Below are 21,536 nucleotides of genomic sequence, written 5' to 3'. Positions count from 1 at the left end.
TATGTATAAGTGTTATTCGTATTATTCGTCAAGATGTAAGTCGATAGCGCCACCGACTTCGGTTGATGTTTCACCCAACCAACCTGCTTCTTGATTAAGTCCTGTGTAGACTTTGATAAAATCTATACCTGGGAGGTTGGCTTTGTTTCCGTTTTTGTCAACTGCCCAGTCAATATCTATTGTTGATCCCTCATGTTTATTTGGATAATTATCAGCATAGCCCCAAGCAAAAGGTTGTAACTTCCATCCCGATTCGGTTTCATTCACCTTTGTTGCATTAGCGGGCAATAGGGTACCTTTGAATCGCAAAACATCCGAGGTTACCCATTGAGGATAATAGCTTTGATGGTGGAAACTATTTTTCTTTTTCCATCCTTTATTCCCGAGGTTATCTTCCCATTGGATGTATTGTTCTATTTCTTCTTGGCTATCATCAAGTGCTTTAGCAGGTCTGTAATACACAATTTCATATCCTGATTGAACGCTTCCTTTCTCATGTTCACTACCTGCAATTTCAAACCATTCTTCCTCATCGGGAATCCCATTTTTATTTGCGTCATAGGCCACTAAAATTACACCAGGCTCAGCATTATTGGCAAATGCATTGCCTAGAATTCTAACATCGCGTTTTCCAGGAATATTGGCTATGGTATGATCAAAACCAAAAACAACATAACCGCCAAACCCTCCTAGCGTAATAACAGCATTATTTTGTAAAGCTTTTTCTGCCTTGATTCTCATGCTTTCAACCGTATCACCTTCTTCATATGGCGGTAGTGTATTAACAAATTGGCCAAACGCAGGCGCATATTCCAATACTTTAGTAACATTTGCTTTGTATACCTTTGGATCATCTGGCTGTGAAGTAGTATCACTCGAACAGCTGTTGAAAGCAACGATCGCAATACTGGCTAACATTGCTATTCCACTATTTCTTTTTATATTTTTCATTTTATTTATCCTTTTTATCTTTCCTAATTTCTTGTTTGTTCCTCCAACTATCTTTCTTAACAAATGCTATATGTGCTGGTACATTGCCTGACATTGCTTTCCACTTCAACAATCCTTCCGCAGAATAACAATACACATAGCCATTACCTATATAGTCTTGTGCATCTGTTATGAAAATATCTTTTGATTCAGGATTAACTGCAATACCATAAGGCATAAACAGCTGTTGATCTGTTCCATCCGTACTTATTGAAGTTCGGATTAGTTGTTTTGTATGGATATCTAACATCCCATAAGACGTTGTCTTCCCCCCACCTGTCTGATAATTAGCTGTATAATAATATAAAATAGCATCATCAATAGTCATGTTTGCTACGGGTATGTCTAATTTTTGTTTGACTTGATCCACTGCTGAGTCAATCACATACAAGCTAGGAGAGATATCGTTGTAATTTCCACGTGCGCTAACATATACATCGCCGTTTTTATCTACCTGCATACGGTGTAAATTTGGTGCTACTTCTATTTTTTTTATCTCCGTAAAAGTGGTTAAGTCCACCACAGAAACTGTCGTATCATAATTGGGTTCACGATAGCCTCCTGAGTTTGCCACATATAATTTATTGCGGTATACCGCCATTTCCTCTGGTTGATAACCCACATTCACTTTTCGGGTAATCGTTAGAGAAACAGTATCAATCTCTGCTACAAAGCCAATTTCGGCATTGGGATCAACTTCTATTTTCCCAGAAAAAGAACTCACATACACCTTGCCCTGATCAAAAGTTAGGTATCGGCAATTGGGAACGTGAATTTGCTTGATATGTTTAGCTGTTGCTACATCAAAAACTTCTACAAAATTGGAGGCATTGATAGTAGCATAGGCTTTTTTGCCATAGATTTTAAGATCATTTCCTACATCTCCTAATTCACGGGGCAGTGTTGGGTTGCGTTCTGAGAAAATATCGCGGGTATACACCCCTTGCTCATAGTCAAACCAGTCAATAGTTGCACGGTTCATCCCCATATTTCCCTCATTCAACAAATAAAATCCCTGATACTCTTCTACTAGAACAGGAATGGATACGACAGAGCTATCCGAAACGAAGATTAATTCTTCCTTTCGACAACTGCTACAAAGCAAGCTAAGTCCTAGTAATAAAAAAACAAATACTCTCATTTCATTAAATAGCTAAGCGCATGGATAAGCGAAAATTTCTTCCTGGCATGGGAAAATTAGTTACAACTTCATAGTGCTGATTGGCTAGATTATTTGCTTCTAAGCGAAAAGTTAGTTGGCAATCCTTCCATTTCAGTTGCTTTTGTAGTGCCACATCATGGGTATACCACGGTTGTAATTCATTTCGTTTGTTGTTATTTTTGTTGCCATTATAGCGTTTTCCTACATAGATAAAGCTGTAATTCAAGCTCCAATTGCGATAATCTACACCAACAATAGAGGAAGCTGAGTGCCAAGGCGCATAGGGAATCTGATCGCCGTAATAGGAGGGTTTTCCTGCGGGAAGTACACTGAGATCTCTAGCAACCGTATATTCATAGGTTAACCCAACCTGCGCTTTGACACCTGCCAAGGGCTCCCAAAGCGATTGAATCTGTCCCTCTAGTCCATAATTTTCTACTTTGCCCAAATTCGACATCATCCACCTCATCATACTTGAAGTAGGAGAAGCGATAATCTTATCAGTAACACGGGCATAGTATGCATCAAGTGAAACACTCACGGCTTTCCAGGATCCTAAAGACAAAGGTTGCTGGTGAGAAAAACCTACATTGACCTGACGAACATATTCTGGTTTTACGTTTGCCGTTCCCACTTGGGTATAATATAAATCGGTAAAAGAGGGCAGTCGATACGTGTGCTTATAAAAAGCATGTAGAGTAAATTCTCGATCGTGCCAAGGTTGATAGTTGACAAAAACCGAAGGAGTTATAAACGACCGATCAGTCGCAGGGGCATGATATTGTGCGTTCTCTTTTATAAAACTACCGAGTACAGCTGCTTGGGCCTTAAAGGCTCCATGGGTATAGGTAGTCGATAAAGCGGAATAAAAAGAATAGCGTTCAGGATCTGAAAAAGGAGAGCCTTGCCCTAGTCGTGTAGCTCTTACTATATTATACTGTGCATCTGTTGCCAAAGCCACCTTCCAAGAAGGTGTTAGTGCAACGGCATGAGCAGCGGACAAATACCACTCTTGCTGGTGATACGTATTGTCAAATTGGGGGTTGTACGTTACTTCTTCCCCTTCAAAATCAACGGTTTTTCTCGAGGTATAATGCAGTTGATCATAGGCAAATTTTCCTTTGACGATAAACTGATACGCAGGTGATACGCTGCTGGTCCATTCCGCTTGCATGAGTAGATTCTTATCTCCTTGTTGTTCATTTGCGCGTTCTGTTTGAAGGGTAATATCACTTTTCTTGATAATTGCACTAGGGAGTTCGCGTTGGGATTGGTAGTAATAGACTAATGCCTGCCACGTATTGCGGTGGTCTTTGCCAAACCAATTGTTTTCAATGCGGTAGGATTCAATACCACTATTCTTTCGATAACTACTGAGGTCATAGGCAATTGATCCATCGAGATTTAATCGCTTTTGCCTGAATTTATACACTCCGTTTGAATGGAGATAAGAGGCGTGAATACTCGTACTCACTTTATCGTTAATCTTTAGTTCTAGTCCTGCGGAGGGATTAACCCATTGAATGGAGCCTAGGGTATACTTCACATAGGCGTGTGCATTTTCGTTTTCTTCAAAAACAGGTCGTTTGGTTTGGATGTAAACTGCTGAGGCTGAAGCAAATTCCCGTGCTGATTGCAGTACTGTTGTGCGTTGTCCATTATACAAGTCGATTTGTTCTACATTTTCCAAGGTAAATTTGCCCAAATCAACAATTCCATTCTGCGCATTCCCTACTTGAATACCATTGTAATACACCCCAACATGATGGGTCCCCATGTTTCGAACATCTACGGTTTTCATACCTCCCATACCGCCGTAGTCTTTGACCTTTACCCCTGCGAAATACCGCAAGGCATCGGCAACACTTGCTTGGCTTAACCGTTCCAAAGAAGTTGCTGTTAAGGTTTGTGGAGGGATAAGGTCGATGGGGATTTCTTTGTGGACGACAATTTCTTTCAATGCCGTTATACTATCAGCAGGCTGTTGAGCAAACCCCAAATGAACATAGAGACTTCCCAAACATCCTAATAGAACAGAAACAGGTGATATACGCATACTTCTAATACTTTTACAAGCTTACACAGACGCATGCAAAGGCTTTACTTGTATTACAAGTAAAACTGTTCTACTGCGTTTATTGTCTTGGCATCGAAAACATAAAACAAATCCTAAAATGGCAGGTATTCTGACTTACTCTTAACAAGCGTCCTTCCCATTAAACAACAGTGGACAACTAGGCTTGCTAAACCATTGAGCTTACAGCAGCGGGCCTGTTGGAGATTTTCACTCCATTCCCTTTTGATTATCTCTTCAGATAAACCATTTTATTCTTGGTGCAAATATAGCTAAAAAAGCAAACGGTAGGCGGACATGGGTTTCCTATAAAACAAAAAAGCTCTCCGTGAATTTCAGGAAAGCTTTTCATTGGTCTAACTACTAAACCTAGTGCTTGCGCACTTAACAACACAACTAAATTTTACAACCTAATAATCAGTGATTATTAGAGGGCAAAAAAAGCCTCCCACGAAATGAGAGGCTTCTTTTTTACTGGCGGTCTGGACGGGACTCGAACCCGCGACCCCATGCGTGACAGGCATGTATTCTAACCAACTGAACTACCAAACCAGTATTAACCATAAAATCATTACAGCGACAAAGATAGACTTTTTTTAAAAACCACAAAGAAAAATATTTTTTTCTTTATCTTTTTCGCTTACTCAAATTTATCTTGAGCTTTGCGGTCTGGACGGGACTCGAACCCGCGACCCCATGCGTGACAGGCATGTATTCTAACCAACTGAACTACCAAACCTTGTCTTTATTGCTGTAATGCGGTGCAAATATACGACCATTTTCTACACTTCCAAATCTAGCAGTGAAAAAAAATCATCTTTTTTTCATCAAATCCAGAATACACCTGAGTTTCAACAAACTAAAAGACGAAAAAAAATGAACTTTTTTTTTAATTATTGACGCGTTTTTGATTCTAAACCTGCTTTTCACCTTCTCCACTCGCTCCCATTCGTTCCTAATCCACCCTATATTTCATTTTTTTTATGCATCTCCTCACCTTTTTTCTTCTTTTTTTGTACGTAGATCCAACAAAAAATGGAGTAGAGACACAAAAAAAAACAGTGATAAAATGATTTATCACTGTTTTTTTTATTTTTTTAATCGTTCAAAGTCGACTTATAACGCTTCGTTGATTAAATCTTCGTATGCTTTTTTAGGAGCAACTCCTACTTGACGGCCTACAACTTCTCCATTTTTGAATACTAATACTGTAGGGATGTTGCGGATTCCATATTTAGAAGCAAATTCTTGGTTGTTGTCTACGTCAACTTTTCCTACTACTGCTTTTCCTTCGAAATCTGCACTTAACTCAGATACAACTGGAGCTAACATCTTACATGGTCCACACCATACCGCCCAAAAATCTACTAAAACGGGTTTGTCTGATTTTAATACTACTTCTTCAAATGTAGCGTCTGTTATTTCTAATGCCATGGTAATACTTTTTTTTACGTTATAAGACAAAACTACTAAAATTATTATACTTACCTCATCCTTTTTAATCAATTTTATCTATTTGTGAATTTACAAAGCCGATTCTTTTTCTTTGTTTATTTAAACTCTCAAATTGCCACTTCCTCTGTTTTTGCTTTATTGGACTCCACTACACTCCATTGCTTATACATTTTTATACCTTATATAGTAAAACCTATTTTTTACTACTTTTACAAAAAAAATGCCGGACGAATTACAAACACTGGACAAACTTTTACTCCAACGACTGAATATAGTATGTACTACTTATGCCATAGATCCCGAATGTCAAGAGTATTCTGGTTGTAGCTGTACCATCGCCTCTCATCGCATTATTTATCGCAAAGCAAAAATTACACCTAAGAAAATTGGTCAGTTTGTAACGGTATGGAAACGCAATGAAGCAGGGATTACAGCGCCTTTTAGTACAGCGGATACTATTGATTTTTTCATCATTTTAACGGAGGATCAGCATCAAAGCGGATGTTTTATTTTCCCCAAGGCTGTATTGGAACAACACGGTATCATAACTACGGATGCAAAGGAAGGAAAACGAGGATTTCGCGTCTATCCTTCTTGGGATACACCGACAAGTAAACAAGCCTTAAAAACACAACAATGGCAACAGCAGTATTTTATATCGCTCACAGCATGGAATAATCAAACACAGGCTCTTGCTCAATCTATTTTACGCTTAGCTGACACAAAATAAAAAAACGCCTTGTTGTTGCTACAACAAGGCGTTTTTACTATATAAGATGAGTTAATTCAATTTAAACATAATTTGCTGGCGTTCTAACTCTTCGAGAAGATCTGCACTAATGGTAATGCGACTGTTTCTACTCGACATCTCAATGCGGTTAACGACTCTAAATTCTTCTTTTTTCTCTTCAAATTCGAAAGCCATCTCCTCTTCAACCATCATATCCTCGCTAACTTCGCCATCCTCATTCATTGATATAGGAAGAGTTGGTATCGGTATTGGCTTACTGTCTTCCTCTATGGCTACTTTTTCCAATTCGTATATATCAAAGAACACTTGTTTATCCCCATTGTATTTATCCAGTGTTGCCTTAATTTCATTCAACTTACGCTCACTCAATTCCTTCACATTCATTTGCACGATTAACTGTTTAGCAAAAGACGGAATAACTTCGTGTAGTAATTTCATTTCCATAAATTGTAAACGAGGTTCACCGCGTTCACCAGTATCTTTTCGAATCCAACCTTCGTTTACTTGTACGCGTACAAACACGAAAGTATTGATCAACAGAAAATGCCTGAACTTTAAAAATTCTTCGTTAAACAAGCGAAATTCAAAAGACTCATCATATCCTTCAATCGTAAAGGCAGCCCAGTCCTTCCCTTTTGCCGAAGTTCTAAATTGAACATCGCTAATCATTCCTCCAAAACTCACCACGCGTCCTGTAAAATTCTCTAAACGCGCCAATTCTTCCACACGTACATTGCAAAAGCTTTTCAATTCAAAGCGGAAGTCATCTAGTGGGTGTCCTGAAATATAGATTCCCACCACCTCTTTCTCTTTGGCTAATTTTTCCATCGTACTCCATTCTCCACAAGCTGGTAATAGGGGTTCAGGGATTTGCACCTCACTGCTATCCCCAAATAAACTCACTTGTGCTGAATTTTCGCTTTCTTGGGTTTTAGCACCATACTTGATTGCTTTCTCCAGGAATGTATTGGGATCCGTTGGATCAGTATAGAAATATTGAGCGCGATGTGTATTTTCAAAACAGTCGAATCCTCCAGCAAGCGCTAAGTTTTCAAATGCTTTTTTATTGGCTGCTCTCAAATCAATTTTCTTCGCTAAGTCAAAAATAGAGCGATAACGGCCGTTTGTACGATTATCGACAATTGTTTTTACCGCTCCTTGTCCAACGCCTTTTATAGCTCCCATCCCAAATCGAATCGCATATTCGTTGTTTACCGTAAACTTATAAAACGACTCATTAACATCGGGTCCTAATACGTGCAATCCCATGCGTTTACACTCCTCCATAAAGAAGGTAACTTGCTTGATATCATTCATATTATTAGACAGCACAGCTGCCATGTATTCTGCGGGATAATGTGCTTTCAGATAAGCCGTCTGATAGGCAATCCAAGCATAGCAGGTTGAGTGTGACTTGTTAAATGCATAAGATGCAAAAGCTTCCCAGTCTTTCCAAATCTTTTCTAACACAACAGGATCATGTCCTTTTTGTGCCGCTTGATCCACAAACTTAGGTTTCATTTTATCTAAGACATCCTTTTGTTTTTTACCCATTGCCTTACGCAAAACGTCGGCCTCACCTTTAGTGAATCCCGCTAATTTTTGCGATAGCAACATCACCTGCTCTTGGTATACGGTAATTCCATAGGTCTCCTGTAAGTACTCCTCGCAGGCATCCAAATCGTACACAATAGGTTCTTCTCCATTTTTTCGACGAATAAAGGAAGGGATATACTCCAAAGGCCCTGGACGATACAAGGCGTTCATTGCAATCAAATCCGCAAAAACCGTAGGTTTCAGTTCACGCATGTATTTTTGCATCCCCGCCGATTCGTATTGGAACACTCCAATAGTTTCCCCTCGCTGGAAGAGTTCATACGTCTTTTCGTCATCAATTGGAATTAAATCTGGATCAATATCAATTCCCGTTCTATATTTAACCAACTTAATGGTGTCTTTAATCAACGTCAGGGTTTTCAACCCTAAGAAGTCCATCTTGAGCAATCCTGCGCTCTCTGCTACGGAGTTGTCAAATTGGGTAACATATAAGTCGGAGTCTTTAGCTACGGTTACAGGTACGAATTTAGTAATATCGTCGGGGGTAATGATCACTCCACAGGCGTGTATACCAGTATTTCGCATAGATCCTTCTAATATCTTCGCTTGTTGAATCGTTTCTGCGGCTAGTGAATCTTCTTTAGCTAAGGCGATCAATTCTTTTACTTTGTCAAACTCCTCACTTCGCAATACGCCTTTAATTACATCCTCACTCTCCGATAAAAAACGCGCGAGATTCCATTTGGAGGGCATCATCCCAGGGATTAACTTCGCAATACGATCAGCCTCAAAAAGAGGTAGATCCAACACGCGTGCCGTATCTCGGATGGCAGACTTAGTTGCCATCTTTCCATAGGTAATAATTTGCGCCACTTGATTAGCCCCATATTTATCAATAACGTAATCCATTACCTTACTACGTCCTTCGTCATCGAAGTCGATATCAATATCGGGCATGGAAACACGGTCAGGGTTTAAGAAACGCTCAAAAAGCAAATCGTACTCAATCGGATCTAAATTGGTAATTCCCAAACAATAGGCTACAGCAGATCCTGCAGCAGATCCACGACCAGGTCCCACAGAAACCCCCATTTGACGAGCGGCAGCGATAAAGTCTTGTACAATTAAGAAATACCCTGGATATCCCGTACGCTCAATAGTTGCCAACTCAAAGTCTAAACGCTCGCGTATAGCCTCCGTCACTTCTGGATAACGGCGTTTTGCCCCCTCGTAAGTCAGGTATTTTAAATAGTTATTTTCCCCTCGTTTTCCCTCACCATCTCCTTCTAGGTCACGCGCATCTTGGAATTCTTCAGGAATGTCGAATTTAGGAAGTAGTACATCGCGATGCAACACAAAAGGCTCTACTTTATCGACAACTTCTTGTATATTGTAAATTGCTTCGGGTAGATCCGCAAACAATTTTTTCATTTCTTCTTCCGATTTGAAGTAGTACTCTTGATTAGGCAATCCGTAGCGATATCCTCTCCCTCTACCAATCGGTGTACTTTGTTTTTCACCATCTTTAACACACAATAAAATATCGTGGGCATTGGCGTCTTTTTTATCTAAGTAGTAAGCGTTATTTGTCGCTACCATTTTGATGTTGTGCTTGCGAGCAAATTCAATCAATACTTGATTTACCCGATTCTCATCTTCTTGACCGTGGCGCATGAGTTCGATATACAGATCTGCACCAAACTGCTCTTTCCACCACAATAATGCCTCTTCGGCTTGGCGCTCTCCCACATTCAAAATCTTTCCTGGAATCTCTCCAAATAAGTTTCCAGTAAGCACCATCACATCTTCTTTATATTGTTCCACCACACTTTTATCAATGCGCGGTACATAATAGAATCCGTTAGTATAGGCGATAGAAGCCATCTTTGCTAAATTGTGGTAGCCATTTTTATTTTTAGCCAAGAGTACCACTTGATACCCATTGTCTTTTTTAGTTCGATCAAGGTGATTTTCGTTAATAAAAAACTCACACCCAACAATAGGTGTTAATAAAGGCAAGGGTTGTTCACCCTGTTCTAAACGCTCTTTGTTCTGCGCTTCAATACCCTTGTTGTGGTTATTTACCGCCATTACAAAGTGAAAGGCCCCCATCATATTACCGTGATCCGTCATGGCAATAGCCGAGAGATTCATCTCTCCTGCTTTTTTGACCAAATTCGGAATTCCAATGGTTGATTGCAGTACAGAGAATTGAGTATGTACGTGTAGATGAGCAAATTTTGCCTCTTGAAATTTCAAACGCTCTTCTGAGGAAATCTTTTCTGTAGCACTCCCTTGCGATTTAGCTAGGCGCGCTCTAATTTCGTCAGAGGCTTTTTTTAGGTTGATATGCTTTAGTCCTACCGGTTGAAAAGGTTGGGGATTAAAAGCCGTATAGCGATCGATATATGTATCGTCGCATTGCAATTCTTCTTTGGTGAAGGTATGGCGTTTAATCAATTCAAGAAAACAACGGGTAGTTGCCTCCACGTCAGCGGTTGCATTATGTGCTTCCGCAAACGCATCACCAAACAGATAGGTGTGTAATTCAGTAAGGGTTGGCAGTTTATAGCGACCACCACGTCCTCCAGGTAGTTTCAGCATTTCGGCTGTAACTTCCGTACAAGTATCTAACACAGGCATTTCTGTGAGGGTACTACCCACCCCCATGCGATAGAATTCACAGCCCATGATGTTGACGTCAAAACCAATATTTTGTCCGACAATAAAACGCGCTTTGGACAAGGCAATATTGAATTTAGCCAATGCTTCTTCCAAGTCGATTCCTTGTTCTTCTGCTAATTCTGTAGAGATTCCGTGGATACGTTCCGAATCATAAGGAATATTAAATCCTTTTGGTTTAATCAGATAATCTTGATGTTCAACAAGTCGTCCCATATCATCGTGTAACTGCCATGCGATTTGCACACAACGTGGCCAGTTATCAGTATCCGTTAAAGGAGCAGACCAACTCTTCGGAAGCCCAGTGGTTTCCGTATCAAAAATTAAATACATACTTGATTTATAGCTTATTAACCCAAAAAAGGGAAGATTTGTAACAATTTCAAAGGTACAAAAAAAGCCGCTTACTTGGTAAGCGACTTTTCTCAATATAAATAAATTTACAAATCTCTATTTTCCTTTTTCTAATGGAATTCTGTAGAAAACACCGGCGTCAAATGCTTTTCTATCCACATAACGCTTTACAAGTGTACCATCTACTCCAAGTTCATTTTCTGGCAATTGTGCCGCATTCATATTAATAACAAATGTTCCTGAGATTGTTCCTGGCACTTGTTTATCTGCCGAATCAAGGATTACATATCCTGGGCGATTCACTGGTTTATTATCTATTAATGATAATGCATCCGTAGAATAAAACGCTTTGATTTTCTCAAAGTCATTGAACACTAAATAATCTGCTTTGATGTTATCTGTAGCGTTAAACTCGTATTTTGCACCAAATTCATAATCTGGCAAATAAATTCTCAATTGAGTAGAATCTGTCTTAGCATCAATAATCAACGTCTTATCATTCACTACATACGCTTTAAAACTTTGGGGCTTATATTCCGCAAAATGATTATAAGGATTTCCGTGTATTCTAGCTGTATCCGTTATTGCTTCTAACGTCATTGTTGCGTGCATGCCTGGGTCAGAAAATTTAACATCATTTTCACACGCCATAAATCCAAGAGCCAAAGCAAATATTCCTATTATCTTTCTCATACTATACTAACCTATTAGTGATATATATACATCGCAAAAATATATTTTTTATTGTTCATAAAAAAATTTTTTTAATAAAACTTTAACTTTGAAGTCAAACTATTTTTTGCGTTTCCTTAAAATACAAAATCAATGTTATTGCTTGTGCCACTGAGAATTAACTTTTATTGAGAAAAAGACAATATAATACGGTTCCTTCCTCCCTTTTTCGTTTGCTTCAATCCCACAAAAATAGTCGTGCATTCTTGTCCTATTTCCTCCTCTTAGACTAGGGGTATGTTACCCAAAGAAAGTGAGATTCTTCACGCGCTATAGCAAAAATACAAAAGATTAGGTCTAAAATTTTAACCAATATGACTCCTAATTTAAAAACGCATGCACTAGATATTTTGTAGAAATATAGATAATCACCTAAAAACCAATCGCCTAAAAAGAGATTTTTTTGCATTGAATTACCGCATTGCATTAAAAAAGTTAGTATATTTGCGCAAATTTTTAACCGAGGTCGGGTACCTCAAACAAAACAAATTATTATGTCTGTAAAAATTAGATTACAAAGACACGGTAAAAAAGGGAAACCTTTTTACTGGGTAGTAGCTGCTGATTCACGCGCTAAAAGAGATGGTAAATACTTAGAGAAAATCGGTACTTACAATCCAAACACTAACCCTGCAACTGTTGAGTTAAACGTAGATTCAGCTGTTAAATGGTTATTTAATGGTGCGCAACCAACGGATACTGCTAGAACATTACTTTCTTACAAAGGTGCTTTATTGAAACACCACTTACAAGGTGGAGTGAACAAAGGTGCTTTAACTCAAGAACAAGCAGATGCTAAATTTGCAGCTTGGTTAGAAGAGAAAGCAAACAAAATCAACGCGAAAAAAGATGGTTTAACATCTTCTAAAGCGGCTGATAAAGCACAAAAAATCGCTGCTGAAAAAGAAGCTAACGCTAAACGCGCTGCTGCTAACGTAGCTAAAGCTGCTGCTGAGTCTGCACCTGCTGTAGAAACTGAAGAAGCAACTGAAGAAAACAACGAAGAAACTCAAGCATAATTTCTTGGCGATATGCGTAAAAAAGATTGTTTCTATTTAGGCAAAGTCGCAAAAAAATTTAGCTTCAAGGGGGAACTTTTGGTCTATTTAGACACAGATGAACCTGAGTTATACGAAAATTTGGAATCAGTGTTCGTTGACTTTAACGGACAACTGGTTCCTTTTTTTATTGAAGATGCTTTTTTGCACAAAAACGATTTCCTAAGAGTCAAGTTTGAAGACTGTAATTCGGAAGAAGAAGCAGATCGCCTCATAGGATCGGAATTGTATTTGCCCCTGAACTTATTGCCCAAACTAGAAGGAAATAAGTTCTATTATCACGAAGTGGAAGGTTTTGAAGTAGTGGATATCACTTTAGGTTCTGTTGGAACTTTAGTCCGTATTAACGATAGCAATTACCAAGCCCTATTCGAAATTGATCACCAAGGTACCGAAATATTAGTACCCATGATTGATCAATTAATCGAAGAAGTAGATCGAGAAAACAAAAAATTAATACTAAATATACCCGCTGGTTTAGTGGACTTGTATTTAGGTAATTAATTTTTACCGTTGATAGTATCAAACACCTATAAAGGAAGCTTTTCTTTATAGGTGTTTTTTTTTGCGCAGATTGGTCAATAAACGGTTTGCTCATTATACGGTTTGCTCATTGGGAAGATAATTGTATTTTGTTTTTTTGTACATTTAGTTCAATGTCCCCCTTGTCAAGTAGAGATTCACCAGCACAACCAACAAAATAAAAGATCATGAAAATAAGTGCACTCAGTAAACTCACTATTAATCCTGGCGAAGAGATTCGAGCTAAGGATATTCGAAAAAGTATTTTTGAGCTGATTCAACGCGATTATCCTTCTTTTACAAAAGAAGAGTACATCACCTTAGGTGAGTTAAACCGATACCGACGTTTGTATCTAACGGAACTCATCCTACAAGAAAAAGGGGAACTAGCTCACCTCGATCAAGATGTCATGCAGGCCATAAAGAATAACTCCATTCTCTCTGAAAATATACAGGAAGACATGGAAACGAAGTTAACACTGGGGCAAAAAATAGCAGATAAAGTTGCTGCTTTTGGTGGTAGTTGGACCTTTATCCTCACATTTTTTACCTTCCTACTTATTTGGATGGTCATCAATATTTGGGTCTTCACTGTTAAACCCTTTGACCCTTATCCATTTATCCTGCTAAATCTCATACTTTCTTGTCTGGCTGCCATCCAAGCGCCTATTATTATGATGAGTCAGAACAGACAAGAACAGAAAGACCGACAACGAGGGGAACAGGATTATAAAATCAACCTAAAAGCAGAATTAGAAATCAAATTACTCAGCGAAAAAATTGACCATTTGTTGGTTCACCAAAACAAAAAACTACTGGAAATACAGGAAGTTCAAGTAGACTATTTGGAAGATTTGATGAAGGAAATCAAAAAGAAAGGCTAGTTTTGTGTGTGGTTGACTCCTTGCTCGATTTGGGCTTTGGACGCTTTTCGAACGAATAACAAACCGCGCACAAAGCAAACAGAAAACCAAACGAAAAAACATGAATAATCTAGAAAATTTAGGAAGTCGCATCTGTATTATAGGCAACAGTGCAGCAGGAAAATCGACCTTAGCACAGGCACTAGGGCGTAAACTTGGTCTTTCGATTTGTCATTTGGATCAAATTGCCCATCTCCCTCATACGGATTGGCAACCTCGAGACAAAGAACTGATGCGCATCGATCATCAAAATTTTCTCGATCACCATGACTGCTGGGTTATCGAAGGAAACTACAGCTATTTGATGCCGGAGCGCTTTGCCCGAGCGACCGTGATTCTTTGGTTGGATTTTTCTCGTTGGGATTCAGTTTACCGCTATACCAAACGCAGCTTAGAAAACAACAAAAACCGCGCAGGCAACCTCGAAGGTGCCACCACGCAGTTTAGTTTTAAAATGATCCGACACATTCTATTTCACATTCCCAAGAATAAAACCAAGTATCAACAACTCATTGATAACAGTGGTGTTCCTTGCATTCGAATGACATCTTTTGCCAGTTTACGCAACTATTACAAGCAATGGGGCTTGTAATGGCTATTGTGTTTACCTAAAACATTGGATGTTTTTACCTATGATTAATCCGTCTCTTCCAATTGAAACAACTCTTCAACAGCTACCTCAAAATAACGCGCCAACTTTAACGCTAACACCGTAGAAGGAACGTATTTATTCTTCTCCATGGCATTGATCGTTTGTCTAGTAACTGAAATAATAGTGGCTAATTCCTCTTGGGTTATATTTTTAATGGCACGGTGTACCTTTAACGTATTCTTCATTGCATTATTTTTTATGGCGCACTACTAAATAGTGAAAACGGAAAATGAACAAAATCAACATGGTGAACATATTGTAGATCATGACATAAAAAAAATCAAAACCGTAAATCAAGACAAAGGCCAAAAACAACAAAATATAGTTGATCAAAAAAGACCATTGAAACGATTCCAATCGCAATTTAGCAATAAATTCATCTTCTATTTTTTCCTTTGAAAAAGCAACGCCCAACCCGCCAAGTAAAAATAAGCTACCAATCAATGTAGTCGTAATATTCGCCTTGATTACGGTGAAAAAAGCCGTCTTATCCCCAAAAAAATAACTCCCCGCTATACTAAACACCGAAGTTTCTAAAAAAGGAAGTTCCTCTTGACCTGTCAATTGTAAATACAACCAAACAAGCCCACTCAGGATTAGTAAGATCCAACCAAACTTCTTACAAGCGTGAGGTAATAAAAATTTTGTCTCCATCGTTTTCTAATTATAAAGTGAACTCAAATGTAATAAAAACTTTTCATTATGTATGAAATACTTTACATTTAGACTTGCATTCTTTACATTTAAAAATACCTCAATCGTACTAAATCAACAACAAATGCGGAGGAGTAAAGGAAAAGTCAAGCCACGACACCTGCATTTTTTGTACTTTTGAGGGATCGAAATTATACTTATCCTTATGTTTCAATTCAAACAATTCACGATACACCAAGACAAATGCGCCATGAAAGTAGGTACGGATGGTGTACTATTAGGTGCTTGGACTCCCATAGATCACAACCCAACTAAAATTTTAGATATTGGTACGGGTACAGGGTTAATTGCCTTAATGCTCGCACAACGCACTAATGCGGAACAAATTGACGGCGTAGAAATTGATGCAGATGCCCATGAACAAGCCACTGACAACTTTGAGAATAGCCCGTGGGGGGATCGTTTATTCTGCTATCACGCAGGATTAGAGGATTTTGCCAATGGTATGGATGAAACCTACGATCTAATTGTTTCCAATCCTCCTTTTTATAGCGAAGATTACCATACACCAGATGAAAAAAGAGATCAAGCGCGTTTTCAAGAAGCACTTCCCTTTGAGTTACTCATCGAAGCAGTGGAGTACTTTTTATCCGAAGAGGGCATATTTAGTTTAATCATTCCTTCTAAAGAAGAAGAACGCATCATGTACCTTGCTGCGGAGTTTGACATCTACCCTATGCAGGTCACTCGTGTAAAAGGAACACCTAGCAGTGAGATAAAACGCAGTTTACTTGCATTTTCAAGAAAGCGCATAGAGAAAATTCCTCTAAATGAGTTGGTATTAGAAGAAAAAAGACACTGTTACACCCCTGAATTCACCACCCTAGTACAGAATTTTTATCTAAAATTATAGTATTACAAGTTTTTATACCTGTAAATCAAATTATTTTATAGAAATTTGCTCTACAACAAAGCAGTCAAAAAGATAGCTAATCTATTCCTCTATCTTCTTGCCTGCTACGGATAAATAAATAGAACCATGATTTCCAATTTTAATTCAATGATGATGTACATGACAATGAACACAATGATGTTCACTCCTTGTTATGGCCGGAAGTCAATGAATTGATCTGATATAAGTAGATAAATTAGTTGTAGTCTCACCGGTCATTCGGTGGGGCTTTTTTTTTTGTCTTTTTCTAAACTTCTAAAACCAATGTTATGAGCAATTTAAAATTTTCAACCCAAGCGGTACACGCGGGGCATCAAGTGACACAAACCTCAGGTTCGAGAGCGGTTCCCATTTACCAAACAACCTCTTATGTTTTTGACAATGCCGAACACGCAGCAGGTGCATTCAATCTGTCCATTCCTGCCTATATCTATACGCGATTAAACAATCCGACCAACGATATCTTAGAACAACGCCTTGCAACCTTAGAAGGCGGTATTGGCGCTGTAGTAACCGCTTCGGGAGCATCTGCTATAAGTACTGCGCTATTAACCCTATTAAAAGCGGGAGATCACCTTGTGGCTTCCAACAGTTTGTATGGAGGCACTTACAATCTCCTCAATGTGACACTGCCTCGTTTAGGCATTCATACCACTTTTGTAGATCCCTCATCCCTCGAGAACTTCAGCAAGAACATTCAGCAAAACACCAAAGCCATTTTTGTAGAGAGCTTAGGAAATCCCAAACTAGATATTATTGATTTAGCCGGCGTTTCCCAGCTTGCGAAAACACATCAGATTCCTTTTATCGTGGACAATACTGTTCCATCGCCTGCTCTTCTACGCCCCATTGAGCACGGTGCTGATATTGTTATTCACTCCTTGACCAAATACATTTCAGGTAATGGTACCGCATTGGGAGGTGCGATTATAGACGCGGGAACGTTTGACTGGAGCAGTGGAAAATTCCCAGAATTTACAGAACCTGCCCCGGGTTATCACGGGTTAATATACCATGAAGCCTTGGGTAAGGCAGCCTTTATTGGTAAAATACGCCTGGAAGGATTGCGCGACTTAGGGGCTGCTTTAAGCCCATTCAACGCTTTTCAAATCATACAAGGGCTAGAAACGTTGCCGATTCGACTACAGAAACACAGTGAAAATGCGTTGGGGTTAGCGCAATGGCTAGAAAACCAAGAAGCAGTGGCTTGGGTAAACTACCCTGGATTAGCCTCTAGCCCGTATCACACCTTAGCTAAAAAATACCTGCCCCAAGGGCAGAGTGGTGTCATTACTTTTGGCTTAAAGCAAGGGTTTGAAGCGGCTAAGAAGGTAGCCAATGAAACGAAACTGTTTTCCTTAGTTGCCAATATTGGCGATACGAAATCCCTGGTGATCCACCCTGCTTCAACAACACATCAACAACTGACAGTAGAAGAGCAGAAAGCTACGGGTGTTACACCTGATTTGGTGCGACTATCTGTAGGAATTGAATCCCTTGAAGATTTAAAACAAGATTTAGCCCGCGTATTTGAATTATTAACCTAATCTCCTTTTGATCGGTGTACAACCGAAAGAGCTTGCCTTATGAACCACTTGAACTATATCACCTTATACGATTGCAGATTACCCGACCAAACACGACAAACCTTACGGCTGAGTTATGAAGTGTTCGGTCAACCCTTGCATCGAGCACCTGTCGTAGTAGTAAATCACGCCTTGACAGGAAATAGTACGGTAACGGGGAAAAGCGGATGGTGGAAACAGCTCATTGGCCCAGGAAAAGTAATTGATTTACACCGCTATACGGTTATAGCCTTTAATATCCCTGGCAATGGATACGAAGGATCTACAGCTCATTTACTGTCAAATTATCGCGTATTCACTACAGCAGTCATCGCTGACTTGTTTTGGAAAGGATTGGATGCACTGCAAATCAAACAATTGTATGCTGTTATTGGCGGAAGTTTGGGTGGAAGCATTGCTTGGGAAATGGCCATACAACGTCCAAAGGCCATCACCCACTTAATTCCAATTGCCACTAATATACAAGCTTCGGATTGGTTAATTGGTCAAGTACACGTACAAGAAAGCATTCTCGCCCACTCGAGTCATCCTTTAGAAGATGCGCGAAAACACGCGATGCTGTTGTATCGCACCCCGGCGTCAATGATTCAAAAATTCAACAGGCATATGGAACAAGAACAGTACGCCGTCGAATGCTGGCTTAACTATCATGGTGAAACCCTCAAAAATCGCTTTCAACTATTGGCCTATCAACTGATGAACCATTTATTGAAAACCATTGGAAAAGAGTTGACAGAAGATAAACTCCGCATATTTGCCGCTCAAACATCAGCTCAAATCACGGTAATTGCCATTGATTCAGATTATATGTTTACCCAACAAGAGCAACAGCAAACGGTTGAAAAATTAACGAAATACGGTGTAGATATCACCTATAAAGAAATACAATCTATTCACGGTCACGATGCCTTTCTTCTGGAGTATGAGCAACTAAACCGTCTAATAAAAAATCTATTATAAATCAACACAACCATGAAAATAGTAAAGTTTGGAGGAAAATCACTTGCATCAGGGCAAGGATTCGACAAGGTCATATCCATTGTAAAAGACAAAGCAACTCAAGGAAAAATTGCCGTGATGGTTTCTGCCATTGGCGATACGACAGACACCCTTGAATCCCTCTTAGACCTAGCCAAAAATCAAGAAGATTACCTCGCTCCTTTCCTAGCATTTCAGGAGAGACCATATCACGCAGGCGTTGATTTAGAGGAGGAATTTACCTTGCTACAGAAGGTGTATGAGGGGGTTTCTCTTTTGGAAGACTACAGTTTAAAGATCAAAGATAGCGTGCTAGCACAAGGTGAACTCATATCGAGTAAAGTACTCACCCATCACTTAACACAGCAAGGCCTTCCTGCAGTTGCCATTGACAGCCGTCATTTTTTTGTTACCGATTCTTCTTTCGGTCAGGCTCAAGTAAAAGAAGAAATTTCCAAAGCCAAAACAACCTTGTTCTTTAAAAGTTTAGATCCAACTGTTCTTGCTGTGGTGACGGGTTTTATTGGGGCAAATGAAAGAGGGGAAACAACCACTTTAGGTAGAAATGGCAGTAATTATTCTGCTGCTTTACTCGCCAATTATACTGGAGCGTCAGAATTGCAGAACTACACTCACGTTGACGGTATTTATACTGCCAATCCTGACTGGGTAAAAAACGCGCAAAAAATAGATGAACTCCATTATGAGGAAGCTAATGAACTCGCGCATTTTGGTGCTTCTATCTTGCATGCAAAAACCATTTTGCCCTTAGTTGAAAGCGATATCCCCTTGCGAATCTTAAATACACTAAATCCCAAGAGTAAAGGAACGTTGATTTCATCCACTCCAAGTACAAAAGGGATTAAATCCCTATCCGTACAATCTGATGTGGCGCTCATTCAGCTCGAAGGGCGTGGATTATTAGGTATTGTCGGGGTTGACGCTCGCATATTTACTGCATTGGCTGCTGTTGGCATCAGCATTGGAGTCATCGCTCAAGGCTCTTCTGAACGCGGATTGGGCTTTACCGTGGAAGCAAAAAATGCGCAACAAGCTGTGGAGGTCTTAAAAAAAGAATTTCAGCCTGATTTTTATACCAAAGATGTCGATCAGATTACACACATACCCGATATTGCGATTATATCCATCATCGGACAAGACCTCAGTACCTTCGACAAGCCATATGCTTCTCTAGTAAAAAATAAAATAACGCCTATTCTCTTTCACAATACACTCACGGGAAAAAACGTCAGTGTCGTTGTGCGCAAAGAAGAAGCAAAAAAAGCAGTGAACGTCATTCACGGGCAGATCTTTGGGATGGCCAAAAAAATCAACTTGGCGATATTCGGTCATGGATTAGTAGGCGGTACGTTAATTGACCAAATACTGGCGTCAGCAACAGCTATTGGCGAGAAGAAAAATATCGAACTTCACCTATTTGCCATCGGAAATTCCAAAAAAATATATTTAACAGAGAATAAACTCCCTTCAAATTGGCGTGAAGCAGTAGAAACACAAGGTATACCTTATAATATTCAAGACGTAATTGCCTTTGCACAACAGCATCACTTGGAGAATCTCATTGCAATAGACAACACCGCATCAAAACATTTTGTTGACAATTATATTCCCCTTGTGGAGGGTGGGTTTGATTTAATATCCTCAAACAAAATTGCCAATACCATTTCGTATGCTTACTATCAGGAACTCCGTAAAGCGCTTCAGAACAACCATAAAGAATATTTATATGAAACGAATGTCGGCGCAGGATTACCCTTAATTGACACCATTAAGTTGCTGCATTTATCTGGTGAGAATATCACCAAAATAAAGGGGGTATTTTCGGGTAGCTTAAGTTATATCTTCAACACATATTCTGTACAGGACAAGCCTTTTAGTACAGTATTGGAAGAGGCTATTAGCAAAGGATTTACAGAACCTGATCCAAGGGAAGACCTCTCGGGCAACGACGTAGGTCGAAAGCTTTTAATACTCGCTCGTGAGCTAGATTTACACAATGAATTTGAAGAAATTCAGATTCAAAATCTTGTACCACCAGCCTTACAAACCATAGATACAGCAGCTTTTATTGCTTCACTCACTGCTTTGGATGCGCCTTTTGAAGCCCTTAAAAAAGAACTGCAACCGCATACCGTTTTGCGTTATGTGGGTGAACTATCGGGTGATTTACAGCAAGACAAAGGCATTTTGGAAACTAAATTAGTTGCGATACCTCATCAATCTCCTTTGGGTCAACTCCAAGGGTCTGATAGCTTTTTTGAAATCTATACGGAAAGCTATGGTGAGAACCCAATCATTATACAAGGTGCAGGTGCAGGTGCAGCTGTCACAGCCAGGGGGGTATTCGGCGATATTCTGCGTTTGGCCGATAAGTAACCCTAACATCTACTGATACTATAGTTCAATTATAGTTAACCGCGGAAAGAAGCTTGT

The 21,536-nt window shown here is 39.4% G+C and carries 17 protein-coding genes, 2 tRNA genes and 1 riboswitch; of the genes, 9 read left to right on the top strand and 10 right to left on the bottom strand.

The features are described from left to right. Window positions 1–21: 21 nt before the first annotated feature. The 6 genes from HX062_RS01260 to trxA form a co-directional block, all read right to left on the bottom strand. Entirely contained in the window at window positions 22–951 is a 930-nt protein-coding gene (locus HX062_RS01260; RefSeq protein WP_182625397.1) for a PKD domain-containing protein, read from the bottom strand. Between the two features lies 1 nt (window position 952). Next, window positions 953–2,131, bottom strand: a complete 1,179-nt coding sequence (locus tag HX062_RS01255; RefSeq protein WP_182625396.1) for a YncE family protein — start codon at window positions 2,129–2,131, stop codon at window positions 953–955. Window positions 2,132–2,135: 4 nt separating this feature from the next. Further along, a complete protein-coding gene (locus HX062_RS01250; RefSeq protein ID WP_286466034.1) occupies window positions 2,136–4,208 on the bottom strand; it encodes a TonB-dependent receptor in 2,073 nt (690 codons plus the stop codon). Window positions 4,209–4,311: 103 nt separating this feature from the next. Beyond that, window positions 4,312–4,492: riboswitch (cobalamin riboswitch) on the bottom strand. A gap of 209 nt (window positions 4,493–4,701) precedes the next feature. Beyond that, window positions 4,702–4,778: transfer RNA gene (locus tag HX062_RS01245), tRNA-Asp, on the bottom strand. Between the two features lie 113 nt (window positions 4,779–4,891). After that, window positions 4,892–4,965: transfer RNA gene (locus HX062_RS01240), tRNA-Asp, on the bottom strand. Window positions 4,966–5,342: 377 nt separating this feature from the next. Beyond that, entirely contained in the window at window positions 5,343–5,660 is a 318-nt protein-coding gene (trxA, locus tag HX062_RS01235; protein WP_158961697.1) for a thioredoxin, read from the bottom strand. A gap of 241 nt (window positions 5,661–5,901) precedes the next feature. Here trxA and HX062_RS01230 point away from each other — a divergent pair, with 241 nt between their 5' ends. Beyond that, window positions 5,902–6,411 carry a MepB family protein gene (locus HX062_RS01230; protein WP_182625395.1) on the top strand — a complete coding sequence of 170 codons (510 nt, stop codon included), beginning with the start codon at window positions 5,902–5,904 and terminating at the stop codon, window positions 6,409–6,411. Window positions 6,412–6,462: 51 nt separating this feature from the next. Here HX062_RS01230 and dnaE read toward each other — a convergent pair whose 3' ends face one another. Next, window positions 6,463–11,004: a DNA polymerase III subunit alpha gene (gene dnaE / locus HX062_RS01225; RefSeq protein ID WP_286466031.1), complete on the bottom strand. Its 4,542-nt coding sequence runs from the start codon at window positions 11,002–11,004 to the stop codon at window positions 6,463–6,465. Between the two features lie 117 nt (window positions 11,005–11,121). Continuing rightward, on the bottom strand, window positions 11,122–11,718 hold the full coding sequence (locus tag HX062_RS01220) for a DUF6252 domain-containing protein (protein ID WP_286466030.1): 597 nt from the start codon (window positions 11,716–11,718) through the stop codon (window positions 11,122–11,124). A 533-nt stretch (window positions 11,719–12,251) separates the two neighbouring features. Here HX062_RS01220 and HX062_RS01215 point away from each other — a divergent pair. The 4 genes from HX062_RS01215 to HX062_RS01200 all read left to right on the top strand — a co-directional run bounded on the left by HX062_RS01215 (window position 12,252) and on the right by HX062_RS01200 (window position 14,852). Beyond that, entirely contained in the window at window positions 12,252–12,776 is a 525-nt protein-coding gene (locus tag HX062_RS01215) for a 30S ribosomal protein S16 (RefSeq protein ID WP_182625392.1), read from the top strand. Between the two features lie 12 nt (window positions 12,777–12,788). Next, the gene (gene rimM / locus HX062_RS01210; protein WP_286466027.1) at window positions 12,789–13,319 is read left to right on the top strand and encodes a ribosome maturation factor RimM; all 531 of its coding nucleotides are present in this window, start codon (window positions 12,789–12,791) and stop codon (window positions 13,317–13,319) included. A 206-nt stretch (window positions 13,320–13,525) separates the two neighbouring features. Beyond that, window positions 13,526–14,221, top strand: coding sequence for a DUF1003 domain-containing protein (locus tag HX062_RS01205; RefSeq protein WP_286466025.1), 696 nt, complete (start codon window positions 13,526–13,528; stop codon window positions 14,219–14,221). A gap of 100 nt (window positions 14,222–14,321) precedes the next feature. Further along, the gene (locus HX062_RS01200; protein WP_286466024.1) at window positions 14,322–14,852 is read left to right on the top strand and encodes a P-loop NTPase family protein; all 531 of its coding nucleotides are present in this window, start codon (window positions 14,322–14,324) and stop codon (window positions 14,850–14,852) included. Window positions 14,853–14,896: 44 nt separating this feature from the next. Here HX062_RS01200 and HX062_RS01195 read toward each other — a convergent pair whose 3' ends face one another. Beyond that, on the bottom strand, window positions 14,897–15,097 hold the full coding sequence (locus HX062_RS01195; RefSeq protein WP_182625388.1) for a helix-turn-helix transcriptional regulator: 201 nt from the start codon (window positions 15,095–15,097) through the stop codon (window positions 14,897–14,899). A 4-nt stretch (window positions 15,098–15,101) separates the two neighbouring features. Beyond that, entirely contained in the window at window positions 15,102–15,566 is a 465-nt protein-coding gene (locus tag HX062_RS01190) for a hypothetical protein (protein ID WP_182625387.1), read from the bottom strand. Window positions 15,567–15,771: 205 nt separating this feature from the next. On the opposite strand from HX062_RS01190, the gene HX062_RS01185 reads away from it, so the two are divergent. From HX062_RS01185 to thrA, 4 genes are all read left to right on the top strand, one after another. Next, window positions 15,772–16,479 carry a tRNA1(Val) (adenine(37)-N6)-methyltransferase gene (locus HX062_RS01185; protein ID WP_182625386.1) on the top strand — a complete coding sequence of 236 codons (708 nt, stop codon included), beginning with the start codon at window positions 15,772–15,774 and terminating at the stop codon, window positions 16,477–16,479. Window positions 16,480–16,787: 308 nt separating this feature from the next. After that, window positions 16,788–18,065, top strand: a complete 1,278-nt coding sequence (locus tag HX062_RS01180; protein WP_286466023.1) for an O-acetylhomoserine aminocarboxypropyltransferase/cysteine synthase family protein — start codon at window positions 16,788–16,790, stop codon at window positions 18,063–18,065. A gap of 39 nt (window positions 18,066–18,104) precedes the next feature. Further along, window positions 18,105–19,064, top strand: coding sequence for an alpha/beta fold hydrolase (locus HX062_RS01175; protein ID WP_286466021.1), 960 nt, complete (start codon window positions 18,105–18,107; stop codon window positions 19,062–19,064). Between the two features lie 12 nt (window positions 19,065–19,076). Further along, a complete protein-coding gene (gene thrA, locus HX062_RS01170) occupies window positions 19,077–21,479 on the top strand; it encodes a bifunctional aspartate kinase/homoserine dehydrogenase I (protein ID WP_286466019.1) in 2,403 nt (800 codons plus the stop codon). The last annotated feature ends 57 nt before the right edge of the window (window positions 21,480–21,536 follow it).

Source organism: Myroides sp. DF42-4-2, assembly GCF_030326445.1.
GTDB lineage: Bacteria > Bacteroidota > Bacteroidia > Flavobacteriales > Flavobacteriaceae > Flavobacterium.
The sequence above is the reverse complement of the archived record's forward strand: the minus strand, read 5'-3'. Positions and strand labels throughout refer to the sequence as shown.